We start from the raw sequence: 13291 nt of genomic DNA on the forward strand, positions 1-13291 counted from the left end.
CGCCGACTCCAGGGAACGAACATGACCAGATATCTGCTCGGCATCGCGCTCGCCTGCTTCGCCGTTCCGGCTTTCGCGGACGACGGCCCGAAGCGCTACACGATCGAGCAGTTGATGGACTCCGATTCGATCGGCGGCCTGTCCTGGTCGCCCGATGACAGCAAGCTGATCTTCACCAGCAACCGCACCGGCATCGCCAATATCTACGTCATGCCGTCGGCGGGCGGGGAGGCGGTGCCGCTGACCCGGTCGACCGGCGAGACGATCCGCGCGATCGGCTATTTCCCGCACGACGAGCGTATCCTTTTTTCGAGCGATCAGGGCGGCAACGAACTCGCGCATATCTATGTCCGCGAACGCGACGGAACGGCGCGCGACGTGACGCCCGGCGACCGGCACGTCGCCCGCTTCGTCGACTGGGCGCACGATGGCCGCTCCTTCTTTGTCCAGACGAACGAACGCGACCCGCGCTTCTTCGACCTCTACGAGATTCAGGCCGACGGCTATGAAAAGACCCGGCTGTTCGAGAACGACAAGGCCTATCAGGTGCGCGCGGTCAGCCCCGACCGGCGCTATGTCGCGCTCAGCCGGATCGTCGATAATGCGACGCGGCATTGCTATGTCTATGACCGGACCGCCGCGAAGCTGATCCAGCTCACCCCCGAGGGCCAACCGGTGGCCTGCGAGCCGCAGGTCTTTGCAAGCGCAGGCGCGCAGCTTTTCTACACCACCGACGACGGCGGCGAGTTCGCCTTTCTGGTGCGGCGGGACCTGGCGACCGGCGAGCGCGTCACCGTCTTCAAGCCCGACTGGGACGTCGAGGGCGCGGCGCTGTCGCGCGACGGGCGGACGCTGATCGTCTCGGTCAACGAGGATGCGCGCTCGCGCCCCTACCTGTTCGATGCGCGCGATTTCCGTCCGATCGCGTTCGACGTCGGGACGCCCGATGCGAGCACCGCGCTGCTGCTTGCCAACCATGCCCGAAAGGCGCTGATCAGCGCCTCGAACGGCTCGACGCCGGGGGAGATATCGCTTCTCGATCTCTCCAGCGGCAGGCGCACGCCCTTGCTCGACGCGCGTGCCCCCGGCGTCGCACCCGAAGACCTCGTGCCCGGAAAGGTCGTGCGCTTTGCGTCCTATGACGGGCTGGCGGTGCCGGGCATCCTCTATGTGCCGAAGGATGCGCGCGCCGGCGACCGGCGGCCTGCGGTGATCCATGTCCACGGCGGCCCCGGCGACGAAAGCCGGGTCGGCTATCGCCCCTTGCCGCAATATCTCGCCAACCACGGCTATGTGGTGTTCGAGATCAACAATCGCGGCAGCAGCGGGTCGGGCCGCACCTTCTATCACCTCGACGACCGCCGCCATGGCGACGCCGACCTCGACGATGTGGTCGCGGCGAAGCGGATGCTCGTCGACACCGGCTTCGTCGATCCCGACAAGATCGCGATTCAGGGCCAGAGCTACGGCGGCTATATGACGCTGGCCGGGCTGGCTTTCCGGCCCGACGCCTTCGCCGCGGGGGTCGACATCTATGGCGTGTCGAACTGGCCGCGCCTGCTCGCCAACACGCCGAGCTGGTGGGAGGATCTGCGCCGGCTGCTGTTTACCGAGGTCGGCGATCCCGAAAAGGATGCGGACTATCTGCGCAGGATTTCGCCGGTGTTCCACGCCGACGCGATCCGCAAGCCGCTGCTCGTGCTCCAGGGGGCGAACGACCCGCGGGTGCTGCCGGTCGAATCCGAGGACATCGTCGCAAAGGTCAAGGCGAACGGCGTGCCCGTCGACTATATCGTCTTTCCCGACGAGGGGCATGGCTTTCGCAAGAAGGCGAACCAGATCGCCGCCTATCGCGCCATCCTCGAATTCCTCGACGCGCATGTGAAGAATGCGCCGGGGAAAGAGGCGGAAATCTCCCCGTTGGGCGATTTTCCGATCGGCCGGTGACGGGGGCTCGCCTCAGCCGGCGCGAATTGCTTGCCGCCGGCGCGCTCGTTGCGGCGGCGCCGGCCTGGGCGGCCGGCGGAGACGAGGACGCGCGGCTGAACGCCTTTTTCGAATCGGTGTTCCAGCGCGATCTCGCCCGCAGCCCGTCCGCGCAATCGGCGATGGGCGTCAAGGGCGGGCAGGCGGGGTGGCCCGACGTCAGCCAGCGCCGCGCGGACGAGGATGTCCGGCTGGCGCGGGGCGATCTCGCCGCGCTTCGCCGCTTCGATCGCCGCGCGCTGACGCCGCAGGCCCGGCTCAGCTACGATCTTTTCGCTTATGATGCCGAAGAGGCGATCGAGCGCCATCGCTGGCGCGGCCATCACTATCCGGTGTGCCAGATGCGCGGGCCGCAGCGCGATATTCCACAGACGCTGATCAACAACCACGCGATCGCGGATCGCGCCGATGCCGAGGCTTATGTCGCGCGGCTGCATGCCGTGGCCCCCTATCTGGCGGCCGTCGTCGCGGGTCTGGAACGGCAGGCGGCGAACGGCGTCGCCCCTCCCGCCTTTTCCATCCCGCTCGTCATCGGCAATTGCGAGAAGCTGATCAGCGGCGCGCCGTTTCAGCCCGGGGCGCCCGACAGCCCGATGCTGGCCGATTTCCGCGGCAAGATCGCGAAGCTGGCGCTGTCCGATGCCGAAAAGTCGGGGTTGCTGCGCGCAGCCGAGGCTGGCTTGCTGGAAGGATTCGGTCCGGGTTTCCGCCACCTGATCGCCTGTCTGCGCAGCATCCCCTGCGGGGAAGGCTGCAACGACGGCGTCTGGCGGCTGCCCGACGGCGATGCCTATTATGCGGCGCAACTGCGCTGGAACACGACGCTGTCCCTGTCGCCGGCGGAGGTGCACCGGATCGGACTCGAAGAGACCGCGCGGCTCCATGCCGAGATGCGGGCCGTGGCGAAGCGCGCGGGTTTTTCGGGCACGCTCGCCGAGTTGTTCGAGCATGTGCGCACCGATCCGCGCTTCTATTATCCGGATACGCCGCAGGGGAAGGCGGCCTATCTCGACGCGATGCGCGCGAAGATCGCGGCGGTGACCGCGCGGCTCGGCGAACTCACCAACCATGTGCCAAGCGCGGAGGTGGTGGTGAAGCCGGTCGAGCCCTGGCTCGAAGCGTCGGCCGGCACCGCCGGCTATTTCGCGCCTTCGGCCGATGGCACGCGCCCCGGCATCCTCTATGTCAACACGCGCGACATGCGGAATCTGCCGATCTACGAACTGTCGGCGCTCTCCTATCACGAAGGGGTGCCGGGCCATCATCTCGAAAAGGCGGTGACGCGGGCGCTGACCGGCCTGCCCCGATTCCGGGCCTTCGGCGGCTATACCGCGTTCAGCGAGGGCTGGGCGCTGTTCGCCGAACAGCTGCCGGTCGAGATGGGGCTTTACGACGATCCGTGGCAGGAATTCGGCCGGCTCTCGATGGAATTGATGCGCGCGGGGCGCCTCGTCACCGACACCGGCGTCCATGCGCTGCGCTGGAGCCGGGAGCGGGCGGTCGCCTGGCTGGACCAGAACACCCCGGCGAACCACGCCGACAATGTCACCGCGATCCAGCGCTATATCGTCACCCCGGGTCAGGCCTGCGCCTATGAAATGGGGAAGCTCAAGCTCGTCGAGCTGCGCGACCGCGCGCGGGTCCGGCTTGGCGACCGGTTCGACCTCCGCCGTTTCAACGACAGCGTGCTCGGCAGCGGTCCGCTGCCGTTGCCGCTGCTCGAAGCCCATATCGACGCCTGGATAGCCAAGGGGGGAGGAACCGCATGATCAGCGGCAGCATCGACCGACGCCATTTCATCGGATCGGCGGCGCTTGCGGGGGCCGCGCTGATCGCGCCGCCGGCGTTTGCGATCGAGACCGGAGAGGACGCGCGGCTCGACGCCTTTTTCGAACGTATCTTCCAGCGCTCGCTCGATCGCAGCCCGACGCGCCAGTCGGCGCTCGGCATCCGCCGCGACCAGGACAAGTGGGACGACATCAGCGAGGCGCGCGAGCTGGAGGATTACCGGCTGCGCGAGCGCGATCATGCCGAATTGCAGGGGTTCGACGTCGCGAAACTGTCGCCGCAGGCCCGGCTCAGCCACCGCATGTTCGCGCTCCAGTCCGAACGCGCGCTGCGCGACTTCAAATGGCGGCATCACGATTATGTGATGACCCAGATGGGCGGCGCGCACACGCGCGTGCCGAGCACGCTCACCAACAGCCATCCGATCGCCACGCGCGCCGATGCGGAGGCCTATATCAAGCGGCTGACCGGCGTCGAACCGCTGATGGCGCAGGCGGTCGCGCGGCTTCGGGCGCAGGAGGCGCGCGGCATCCGGCCGCCGCGCTTCGTTTATGGGCTGGTGATCGAACCTTGCGTCAACCTGCTGAAGGGGGCGCCGTTCGAGGGAGAGGGCGACAGCCCGATCCTCGCCGACTTCAAGACCAAGCTCGCCGCGGCCGACCTTTCCGATGCCGATCGCGCCGACCTTCTCGCGCGCGGCACCGCGGCGCTGACGGGGGGCTTCGCCGCCGGCTATGGAGCGCTGGTCGCGCACCTGCGCGCGGCCGAGGCGCAGGCCGACGGCGTCGACGGCGTGTGGAAGCTTCCCGACGGCGAGGCCTATTACGGGGCGCAGCTCGAATCCTATACCACGCTGCCGCGAAAGGCGGCCGAGGTGCACGCGCTCGGATTGCGCGAGGTGGCGGCGATCCACGACGCGATGCGCGCGATCATGCGGCGGACGGGTTTCGACGGCGATCTTCAGGCCTTCTTCGCCTTCATGCGCACCGATCCGCGCTTCTATCATCCCGACAGCGATGCCGGCCGCGCCGCCTATCTGGCCGAGGCCAATGCGCTGCTCGACGAGATTCGCGCGCGGCAGGGCGAATTGTTCGGCCATCTGCCGAAAGCGCCGGTCGAGGTGCGCGCGATCGAGGCGTGGCGCGAGAAGTCGGCGCCCAAGGCGCATTACCGCAATCCGCCGCAGGACGGTTCGGCGCCGGGCATCTTCTACATCAATCTCGCCGACATGCAGGCGCAGCCGCGCTACCAGCTGGCCGCGACGCTCTATCACGAGGCGATCCCCGGCCATCATATCGAGACCTGCATCGCGCACGAGATGGAGGGGATTCCGAAATTCCGCCGTTTCGCCAGCATCGCGGCGTTCAGCGAGGGCTGGGGCCTCTATTCGGAACTGCTGCCCAAGGAAATGGGGCTCTATGCCGATCCCTATTCGGATTTCGGCCGCCTTTCGCTGTCGCTGATGCGCGCCTGCCGCCTCGTCGTCGACACCGGAATCCATGCGATGCGATGGACCCGCGAGCAGGCGGTCGCGTGGCTCGATGCGAACATGCCGTCGAGCCATTACGACAACCAGCGCGAGATCGACCGCTATATCGTCCTGCCCGGTCAGGCGACCGCCTATTATATCGGCATGCAGACGATCGTCGCGCTGCGCGCGCGGGCGCGCGAAAAGCTCGGCAACCGCTTCGACCTTCGCCGCTTCCACGATGTCGCGCTCGGCGCCGGTCCGCTGCCGCTGCCGCTGCTCGAGGAAAGAATAGACAATTGGATCGCCGATGGAGGAGCCGCGGCATGAGGATGATTTTCGCTTTCGCCGCCGCCTGCCTGTGCGGCGGCACCGCGCTTGCCGCGCCGCCGCACTATGACGTCGCGGCGCATTTCGACCCCGAAGGCCGGCTCGACGCGGATGTCACGATCACGCTCAGCGAAGGGGAGGCCGAAAAGGCCTTTCTGCTCTCGCAGCGTTTCGCGATGCAGCCGACGGCGCTGCCGCACGGCGTGACGATGACGGTCGAGCCGGCCGATTCGCCGATGCCCGCGCTGAACCGGTACGTCTTCCGTTTCGCCGATCCGCACGCCGAACCGGTCAAGCTGCATTTCCGCTATGTCGGGCCGATCGACACCGAGCATGACAGCGGCAACAAGCCGCTGCGGCCCGAAGGCTATGAGCTGTTCCTCGATCATATGTGGTATCCGGTCGGCGCCGACATCCAGACGCGCTTCACCGTCGATGCGACGATCGACGGGCTCGCGCCCGATCTGGTCGTCGTCGCGCAGGGCGACGTCACGCGGACCCCCGATGGCGTGCGGATCAAGCGGGATTTCCTCGACATCGACCTGCCGCTGGTCGCGATGCGCGGGTTGGAGCGCGCCGAGGCGCACGGCGTCGAATTCTATTCGCGCGACCTGTCGGCATGGCGTTCGCAGCAATATATCAAGCATAGCGAGGCCGCCGCGCGCTATTTCGAGGCGATGTTCGGTCCCTTGCCCCGCAAGGTGCGGATGGCGCAGGTGTGGCGCGAGCGGTCGATGGGCTATGCGCGCACGGCCTATACGGTCGTGACCGAAGGCCGCGCGGGCAGCCCGGAGGATTCGGAGGTCGGACCCGGCCGCCATGTCGCGCACGAGATCGCGCATGCCTGGTGGATGCTCGCGAGCCCGCTGACCGACGATTTCTGGCTCGTTGAATCGGCGGCCGAATATATGTCGATGCGCTATGTCGAACAGGCTTTCGGGCCGGAGGAACTGGCGAAGAACATCGCGGCCAAGCGCGAGGCGACGACGAAGGCCGGTCCGGTCATGGGGCACGGCCGGCCCGACCGGGTCCAGCTCTACGGCAAGGGGCCGCTGCTGCTGGTCGATCTGGAGCATCGGATCGGGCGCGCGGCGATGGACCGGCTGATGATCGCGATGGCGAAGGAGCCGGTGCACACGACGGCGGTCTTTCTGCGCCACCTGACCGAGATCGCGGGTGCCGATGCGGCGCGCGAATTCGACACGGCGCTCCACACATGAAGGTCTCGCGGCGGACGGTGCTGGGCGGCGCAGCCGCGCTCGCCGTCTCCGCCCGCGCCGGGGCGACCGGGTTCGGGCGCGGTCGATACGACCGCGCCATGATCATCGACGGCCTGTCCTCGCTCGGCCCGCTCGATCCCGAGGGGCCGGCGGTCGCGTCGCAACTGGCCGCCTATCGCGCGTCGGGGCTGACGGCGATCCACCAGACGGTCGGTGCGGCGGGGAACACCGCGGGGCGTTTCGAGGAAACGCTGCGGCGCATCGCCCGCTACGGACGCTTCGTTCGGGCTTTTCCCGACCGGCTGCTCCACATCCGCGCCGCGACCGACCTGCGCGCCGCGCAGGACAGCGGCCGGCTGGGGGTGATCTTCGGGTTCCAGGATACGGTGCCGCTCGAAACCGACGCGGGCCGGCTCGACCTGTTCGACCTGCTCGGCGTTCGCATCGTGCAGCTCACCTACAACAAGCGCAACCTGGTCGGCGACGGCTGTCTCGAGCCCGGAAACGCCGGCCTCAGCGATTTCGGGCGCGAGGTCGTCGCCGGACTCAACGCGCGGCGGATGATGGTCGATGCCAGCCACGCATCGCAGCGCACGATCGCAGAGGCGATCGCGGCGTCGAGCGCGCCGATCGCGATCAGCCACACCGGCTGCCGCGCGCTCGTCGACGTGCCGCGCAACACCGCCGATGCCGAACTGCGCGCGCTGGCCGATCGCGGCGGGGTCGCGGGCATCTATTTCATGCCCTTCCTGCGCGCGAGCGGGCAGCCGCGCGCCGACGACGTGATCCGGCACATCGAACATGCGGTGAAGGTCGCGGGCGAGGATCATGTCGCGCTCGGCACCGACGGCGGCATCGGGGCGGTCGAACTGACCGCCGGCTATGCCGAGAACCAGCGGCGCTTCTATGAGGAACGCAAGGCGGCGGGGGTGGCGGCGCCGGGCGAGGCACCCGACGTCTTCAACCTCGTTCCCGACTATAACGCGCCGACGCGCTTCCTGACGCTGGCCGACGATCTGTCGGCGCGCGGCTGGCCGGCGCGGCGCATCGAAAAGCTGCTCGGCGCCAATTTCGCGCGATTATGCGCCGACGTCTGGGGCTGCTGAACCCGTCCGCAGCCGCTCGCCGCGTCGGCGCAGCAGTTCGGCGGTCCCCAGCAGCAGGGTCGACGCGACGATCAGCAGCGTCGCCGCGGCGGCGATGGCGGGACTGATCTGTTCGCGCACCCCTTCGAACATCTGGATCGGCAGCGTGCGCTGCTCCGGACCGGCGATGAACAGTGCCACCGTCGTCTCGTCGAACGAGGTCATGAAGGCGAAGACCGCGCCTGCGGCGATTCCCGGCGCGGCGAGCGGCGCGAGGACGCGGACGAGCTGGGTCAGCGGCGGCGCGCCGAGGCTGGCCGCGGCGCGCAGCAGGTCCGGGTCGAGGCCGCTCAGCGAGGCATGGACGACGATCACCACGAACGGCAGCGCCAGCGCGCTGTGCGCGATCACCAGCCCCACCGGCCCGTTGACGAGGCCCAGCGGCGCGAACAGGAAATAGAAGGCGACCGCGACGACGACGATCGGCATGACCAGCGGCGCGCTGATCAGCGCGACGATGACCGGCTTGGCGCGCGAGCGCATGTGCGAAAGGCCGATCGCCGCCAGCGTCCCGAGCGGCGTTGCGATCGCCGTCGTCGCCACCGCGATCTTGAAGCTGTTGCCGAAGGCGTGCGTCCATTGTGGCGAATCGGCGAGCGTGCGGTACCAGCGCAGCGACAGCCCGCCTTCGGGAAAGACGAGGAAGCCGCCGGGATTGAGCGAAAGCGGAACGACGGCGAGGATCGGCAGCACCAGAAAGGCGAACACCAGCGCGCAGAAGGCGATCAGCGCCGCCCGGCCGAGCCGCCCGGATCGCGAGCGGACGGCGATCATGCCGGCACCGTGCGGACCATCGTCCGTCCCGCGAACAGCATCAGCAGCAGCGGCAGCACCAGCAGCAGGCTGAGCGCCGCGGCCATGCCCCAGTTGAGCGACTGGTTGGTATAGAAGGCGATCGAGGCGCTGATCATCTGGTCGGCGCCGCCGCCCATCAGGGCGGGCGTCACATAATAGCCGAGCGCCAGGGTGAAGACGATGATCGCGCCCGCGGCGACGCCCGGCAGCGTCTGCGGCAGATAGACCTTCCGGAACGCGAGCATCGGCGAGGCGCCGAGCGAGCTTGCGGCGCGCATCGCCGTCGGCGCAATGCCCTTCATCACGCTGTAGAGCGGCAGGATGAAGAAAGGCAGCAGCACATGCGTCATCGCGATATAGACACCGAGGCGGTTGTAGATGAGCTGGATCGGCGCGTCGATCAGCCCGATCGTCTGGAGGGCGCCGTTCACGACGCCGTTGGTCTGGAGCAGCACCGCCCACGCCGCCGTGCGCACCAGCGCCGACGTCCAGAAGGGCAGCAGCACCAGGATCAGCAGCGGGTTGGCGGTCCGCGCGGGCAGCGAAGCGAGCAGATAGGCGACCGGATAGCCGAGCAGCGTGCACAGCAGGGCGACGACCGCGCTGATCTTGAAGGTGCGCAGGAAGATGTCGCCGAACACCGCCTGCTCGCGCGGAACGCCGACGATGCGGCCTTCGGCGTCGAGCCGCCGGTCGAGCGCGGCGAGCAGATAATAGCTGGTCAGCGGTCCGTCTGCATGGCGCATCACCGACCATATGGCGGGCTGCCCCCAGCGCGGGTCGATCCGCGCGAGATCGGCGACCGTATCGCCGGGCGCGCCGGCCGCGAGCCGGTCGGCGGTGGCATAGAGCAGGCTCCGCGAACCGACCATGTCGTAGTTCAGCCGATTGGCCACGCGGTTGAGCGTGCCCGCCCGATGCGTCGCCAGCGTTTCGTGCGCCACCGTGCGCGCGAGCCCGTCGGGCGGTAGTCCGTCGCCGTCCCATGCCCGCAGCGCCGCCGCGCTTTCGGGCCAGGCGCGTTCGAGATCGCGGTCGATCACCGCGCGCGACAGCATCAGCATCACCGGCGCGATGAAGCTTGCGATCAGGAAGATCAGCAGCGGCGCGACGAGCGCAAAGGGCCACCAGCGGCGCGTCATCGGCGGATCAGCGCGCGACCCAGGCGTTGAACCGCTGGGTGAGCTGGTCGCCGTACTCGACCCAGAAATCGGCGTTGAGTTCGAGCGCGCCGACCATGTTCGCGGGGTCGCTCGGCGTATCGCGCTTCAACTCCGGGCCGACCTCGCGGTTCGCCTCGATGTTGGTGAGGCCGGTCGGGATGAAGCGTGCCAGCCGCATCTGACTTTCGGGCCGCGTCATGTAGCGCAGCAACTGGGCGGCCTCGGCCTTGCGCGGGCTGTTGGCCAGGATGACCCAATAATCGACGGCATAGATGTTGCCGTGCCAGTTCAGCTTGAAATGGCGGCCTTCGGTGCGGTTGGCGACGACCAGCCGGCCGGGGCTGGTCACCGACATCACCACTTCGCCCGACCCCAGCAGGTCGGGAACCTGCGAGATCGACGACCACCAGACGACATGCGGCTTGATTTCGTCGAGCTTGCGGAAGGCGCGATCGACCCCCGCCGGCGTGCGGAGCGTCGGATAGACCTGGTCGGGCGGTACGCCGTCCGCCATCAGGGCGAACTCCAGCGAATATTTGGGGGTCTTGCGCATGCCGCGCTTGCCGGGGAAGCGCCTGACGTCCCAGAAATCGGCCCAGCTTTGCGGACCGGCCCCGCGGATGCGGTCGCCGTCATAGCCGATCACATAGGACCACAGCATCGCGCCCACGCCGCAGTCGTGCACCGCCGCGGGAAGGAAGGCGTCGCGTCCGCCGAGCGCGGCCCAGTCGAGCCGCTGGAACAAGCCTTCCTCGCAGCCGAGGATCAGATCCTCGGTCTCGACCTGGACGATGTCCCAGCTCGTGTCGCCGCCGGTCACCTTGGTGCGGATCACGCCGACGCCGCCGCGCCAGCTGTCCTCGCGCAGCGGGATGCCGGTCGCCTGCGAGAAGGACGACCAATAGGCCTGCCGGTGCGCGTCCTGCGAGGAGCCGCCCCAGCCGACCACGGTCAGCGGGCGAAGGTCGGACCCCGATCCGCAGGCGCCGAGCGTAAGCACTGCCAGCGCGCCGAGCGCTCTCAGCCGGAATGTCATGATCCCTCTCCCCCCGGATTCGAGCCATCCGCCGCCGGAAAGACGAAGCAGCGGTCGGTGCACCAGCCGATCGCCAGCCGGTCCCCCGGTTTCACGTCCCGGTCGGCGGAAACCCGTGCGATCAGCGATCCGCCGCCGTCGAGGCCGACATGGATGCGACGGTGATCGCCGTGATAGACAAGCTGGTCGACGCGTCCGTCGAGCGCGTTGCAGCAGGGGAGCGGCTGCTCGCCCATCTCGATATGTTCGGGCCGGATCGCCGCGACGACGGCGGTGCCGGGGGTGAAGGTGGCGGCCGCGGTCGCCCGCACGATCTGGCCGCCCGCCAGCCGGATCGCGCACCGGTCGCCCTGCTGCGTGATCACCGTGGCGGCGAGGCGGTTGTTTTCGCCCATGAAACCGGCGACGAAGGCATTGGCGGGCCGTTCGTATATCGTATCGGGCGGGCCGAGTTGCTGCACCCGTCCGTCGGCGAACACCGCGATGCGGTCGGACAGCGTCAGCGCCTCGCTCTGGTCGTGGGTGACATAGAGGATGGTGAGGCCGAGCGCGCGCTGGATGCGCTTGATCTCGATCTGCAGATGTTCGCGGAGCTGGCGGTCGAGCGCGCCCAGCGGTTCGTCCATCAGCACCAGGTCGGGTTCGAAGACCAGTGCGCGCGCCAGCGCGACGCGCTGCCGCTGGCCGCCCGACAATGCGTCGGGCCGTCGGTCGCCAAGGCCTTCGAGCCGGACCAGCGCCAGCGCCGCTTCGACCTTCGCCGCCGCATCGGCGCCGCGAATGCCGCGGACGCGCAGGGGAAAGGCGATATTCCCGGCGACGCTCATGTGCGGGAACAATGCGTAATTCTGAAAGACGACGCCCATGTTGCGCTTGTGCGGCGGCCGGTCGGCAAGCGAGCGGCCATCGAGATATATGTCGCCCTCGCTCGGCGTCTCGAACCCTGCGAGCATCATCAGCGTCGTCGTCTTGCCCGAGCCCGAGGGGCCGAGCAGGGTCAGGAATTCGCCCCGCTCGACCGCCAGGTCGAGCCCGGCCACCGCGGCAGCGGCGCCAGCCGCATAGCGTTTCTCGACGCCGCGGAACTCGACCAGGGGCGAGGCGGATGCCGCCATCAGCATGTCATCGATCGATAGACGGCGCCCAGTCGCCGCACGCCCTCTTCGATCTGCGTCGGCGTGGCATAGCTGTAAGCCAGCCGGACGTGATTGCGCGGGACGCCCGCGCCTTGCGACGCGAAGAAGCGGCTTCCGGCGATCAGGTGCACGCCCGCTTCGGCCGCGCGCGCCGCGAGCTGGTCGCCGTCGGCCTCGTCGGGCAGCGTCACCCAGACGTAATAGCCGCCTTCGGGCGCCGCGACGCGGGCGGTGGGCAGTTCGCGCGCCAGCGCCGTCATCATGGCGTCGCGGCGTTCCCGATAGGCCGCCTGCACGCGCGCGATATGCGCGGGAAAGGCAGGGGAACTCGCAAACCCATGAATGATCCTCTGGATCAGCGGCGAAGAACCGCCTTCCGATTTGAGCGCGATCATCCGCGCGATCAGCGCGGGCTCGGCGGCGACCCAGCCGATGCGCAGTCCGGGGGCGACCAGCTTGGAAAAGCTGCCGAGGTGAAAGATCGATCCCGACCGGTCGAGCGCCTTGAGCGGCGCCTGGTCCGCGCCTTCGAAGCGCACGCGGCGATAGGGGCTGTCCTCGATGATCGCGATGCCGCGCTCCTCCGCGAGCGCGACCAGCGCGGCGCGGCGCGCGTCGGGCATCGTCGTGCCGGTCGGATTGTGGAATTCGGGGACGTTGTAGATCAGCTTCGGCGCCGCCCGGCCGGCGGCGGCGCGGCGATCGAGCGCGGCGGCAAGCGCCGCGACGTCGAGGCCCGCCGCATCCTGCCCAACCTCGATGAACTCGACGCCGAAATTGCGGAAGATCGGCACCGCGGTGAAATAGGTCGGCGCGGTCACCACGATCGCGTCGCCTTCGTCGAGCAGCAGCCGGCAGACGAGGTCGATCCCCTGCTTCGCGCCGTTGGTGACCAGGATGTGGTCGGCGGTCAGGTCGCAGCCATTGGCATTCATCCACTCCGCCAGCCACGCGCGCATATAGGGCTGGCCGCGGCCCGATGCATATTGCAGCACCTCCTCGCGATGCGCGCCGAGGGCCGCCTCCGCATAGGGCGTCAGGTCGGGCAGCAGTTGCGGCGCGGCGAAACCCGAATCGAAGAAGATCGTCCCCTCGTCGAACTCGGATGGAAAATGCGGGGCCGGAAAGCGCGTCGACAGGGGTCTTGCCCGGCGTGCCAGACGATCATCACTCAACAAATCCTGTGCCCCTCTTCTGCGCCGCGCCCGTTTGCGAAGCGGCTCA

10 protein-coding genes are annotated in these 13291 nt (G+C 68.5%); 5 read left to right on the forward strand and 5 right to left on the reverse strand.

Annotated elements, in window-relative coordinates; translation table 11 throughout:
• The first annotated feature begins 21 nt into the window (after positions 1 to 21).
• From C3E99_RS01940 to C3E99_RS01960, 5 genes are read left to right on the forward strand one after another with little or no spacing between them, the layout of a single operon-like run.
• Entirely contained in the window at positions 22 to 1947 is a 1926-nt protein-coding gene (locus C3E99_RS01940) for a S9 family peptidase (protein WP_158682059.1), read from the forward strand.
• Positions 1944 to 3755 carry a DUF885 domain-containing protein gene (locus C3E99_RS01945; RefSeq protein ID WP_076074089.1) on the forward strand — a complete coding sequence of 604 codons (1812 nt, stop codon included), beginning with the start codon at positions 1944 to 1946 and terminating at the stop codon, positions 3753 to 3755. Before C3E99_RS01940 ends, C3E99_RS01945 begins: the two co-directional genes overlap by 4 nt.
• On the forward strand, positions 3752 to 5572 hold the full coding sequence (locus tag C3E99_RS01950) for a DUF885 domain-containing protein (RefSeq protein ID WP_076074092.1): 1821 nt from the start codon (positions 3752 to 3754) through the stop codon (positions 5570 to 5572). Before C3E99_RS01945 ends, C3E99_RS01950 begins: the two co-directional genes overlap by 4 nt.
• Entirely contained in the window at positions 5569 to 6792 is a 1224-nt protein-coding gene (locus tag C3E99_RS01955) for a hypothetical protein (RefSeq protein WP_158682061.1), read from the forward strand. The genes C3E99_RS01950 and C3E99_RS01955 overlap by 4 nt, the downstream gene beginning before the upstream one ends.
• Positions 6789 to 7898, forward strand: a complete 1110-nt coding sequence (locus C3E99_RS01960) for a dipeptidase (RefSeq protein ID WP_076074097.1) — start codon at positions 6789 to 6791, stop codon at positions 7896 to 7898. Before C3E99_RS01955 ends, C3E99_RS01960 begins: the two co-directional genes overlap by 4 nt.
• Here C3E99_RS01960 and C3E99_RS01965 read toward each other — a convergent pair.
• From C3E99_RS01965 to C3E99_RS01985, 5 genes are read right to left on the reverse strand one after another with little or no spacing between them, the layout of a single operon-like run.
• Positions 7872 to 8711: an ABC transporter permease gene (locus tag C3E99_RS01965; RefSeq protein ID WP_067105137.1), complete on the reverse strand. Its 840-nt coding sequence runs from the start codon at positions 8709 to 8711 to the stop codon at positions 7872 to 7874. The two genes, C3E99_RS01960 and C3E99_RS01965, sit on opposite strands and share 27 nt — an antisense overlap.
• On the reverse strand, positions 8708 to 9874 hold the full coding sequence (locus tag C3E99_RS01970; protein ID WP_083674999.1) for an ABC transporter permease: 1167 nt from the start codon (positions 9872 to 9874) through the stop codon (positions 8708 to 8710). The genes C3E99_RS01965 and C3E99_RS01970 overlap by 4 nt, the downstream gene beginning before the upstream one ends.
• Before the next feature lie 7 nt (positions 9875 to 9881).
• Positions 9882 to 10931, reverse strand: coding sequence for an ABC transporter substrate-binding protein (locus C3E99_RS01975; protein ID WP_076074102.1), 1050 nt, complete (start codon positions 10929 to 10931; stop codon positions 9882 to 9884).
• On the reverse strand, positions 10928 to 12046 hold the full coding sequence (locus tag C3E99_RS01980) for an ABC transporter ATP-binding protein (RefSeq protein WP_104960282.1): 1119 nt from the start codon (positions 12044 to 12046) through the stop codon (positions 10928 to 10930). Before C3E99_RS01980 ends, C3E99_RS01975 begins: the two co-directional genes overlap by 4 nt.
• Positions 12046 to 13242, reverse strand: a complete 1197-nt coding sequence (locus C3E99_RS01985) for an aminotransferase-like domain-containing protein (RefSeq protein ID WP_076074107.1) — start codon at positions 13240 to 13242, stop codon at positions 12046 to 12048. Before C3E99_RS01985 ends, C3E99_RS01980 begins: the two co-directional genes overlap by 1 nt.
• Between the last annotated feature and the right edge of the window lie 49 nt (positions 13243 to 13291).

It is taken from the genome of Sphingopyxis sp. MG (genome assembly GCF_002953155.1).
GTDB classification, from domain to species: domain Bacteria; phylum Pseudomonadota; class Alphaproteobacteria; order Sphingomonadales; family Sphingomonadaceae; genus Sphingopyxis; species Sphingopyxis granuli.